A 1,488-nucleotide genomic window follows, 5' to 3' on the forward strand; every position below is an offset into this window, starting at 1 on the left:
CCTCGCCTCCCATGCCGCCCCCCATCCTGCCGCGCAGCAGGCCCCAGGCGGCCGGCAGCAGGAACGCTGCGATCCCGGCACCGACCAGCGCGTCGGGCGCTCCGTCCAGCAGCAGCCAGCTTGCCGCCAGCCCCACGAGCCCGGCGCCGAGCGGCAGGACATCCTTGCGCGAACACAGCCAGATCGCCCGCAGGGTCAGCGCGCCGCGCCGACCGGCGAACAACAGGGTCGCGGTCGCCACCGTCACGCCGATGGCCAGCAGCAGGGCCAGACTGGCGAGCGGCACGTCGGGGATCGCCATGCCGGCGATGCTGCGCCCGGCCGTCACCACCAGCGCCACCGCCGCAACAATCAGCGCCGCCCCCTGAATCATCGACAGGCGCGCGTGCCAGTCCTGCCGGCGCTCCAGCCCGACCAAAGTCACCGCATGGCCGGCGGCGTGGTTCAGCATCAGCAGGGCCGCAGCCCACAGGGTGACCGCCTGCGTCGCGTTGGCGCTGGCGAGCAGCAGGGCGCCGAGCAACCCGTTCACCACCATCGCCATCCGCATGGTGTGCTTCAGATTGCCCGATCCGCCGGAAAGACGGGATGATCCACCGCCACGTGAACCGCCACCACAGGATCCGCCACCGCATCCACCGCTCATCGCACGCCCCATTCGAACCCTGACAGTGAAATCATAGGGGTGGCGGAAGCGTGCGTCCACTACCATCAGAATTTTCTGATATACGCCGGTCTCACCGTTCCGGTATCGAAAGAGGTGTCCGACCGCGCGGGCTACCCATTCGAACGGCAGCGGGGATAACCCCGCCCACCCAACGGTACATGGACTGTCTCATTGGGCGCTTACCCGTCCCCCTCCATGAAAAGCGGGCCGTCGAGGCGGATATCGGGACTGACACAGCCGCATCATCGGAACCACTCCATGACGAAGCGTCCCGCCTCCCCCATCAAGATCCTCATCGTCGACGACAATCCGCTGTTGCAGCGCGCGTTGAAGGACATGCTGGGGCTGTGGGGCGTCGGCCAGATCACTGCCGTCGGCAACGGGCAGGAGGCCAAGGACGCGCTGCGGCGCGAGGTCTACGACCTGATGGTGACGGACTGGGTGATGGAACCGGTCGGCGGCTCGCAGCTGGTCCAGTGGATCCGCCAGTCGCCGGGCAGCCTGCGGCCCGGCATGCCGATCATCGTGCTGACCGCCAACGCCGACCTCGCCACCGTGCGCAGCGCCTGGGATGCCGGCGCCGATTCCGTGCTGGCGAAGCCGGTGCCGGCGGCGACCCTGGCCCGCCGCATCGACGCGGTGCTGAACCGTCGCGACGGCTTCCCCCGGACGGGAACTGCCGAGACGAGACGCGACACCGCCCGCCCGGCCGATCAGGGCAGCCCCCAGGGCAGCCCGTCGACCGCCGGCCTGCCCTCCCCCCGGCCAGCCACGCCGCGCCCGGCGGGGAGCGGCATGGCACCTGTCTCTTCTACACATCC

General features: G+C 69.9%; 2 protein-coding genes. One reads left to right on the forward strand and one right to left on the reverse strand.

From position 1 onward, the window contains the following. Positions 1 to 550: hypothetical protein (locus GBZ48_RS35820; protein ID WP_246307699.1), on the reverse strand; the 550-nt coding region annotated here is incomplete at its 3' end. A 375-nt stretch (positions 551 to 925) separates the two neighbouring features. Here GBZ48_RS35820 and GBZ48_RS35825 point away from each other — a divergent pair. Next, positions 926 to 1,488: response regulator (locus GBZ48_RS35825; RefSeq protein WP_174475369.1), on the forward strand; the 563-nt coding region annotated here is incomplete at its 3' end.

The sequence above is a fragment of the Azospirillum melinis genome, from assembly GCF_013340935.1.
In the GTDB taxonomy this organism is placed as follows: domain Bacteria; phylum Pseudomonadota; class Alphaproteobacteria; order Azospirillales; family Azospirillaceae; genus Azospirillum; species Azospirillum melinis.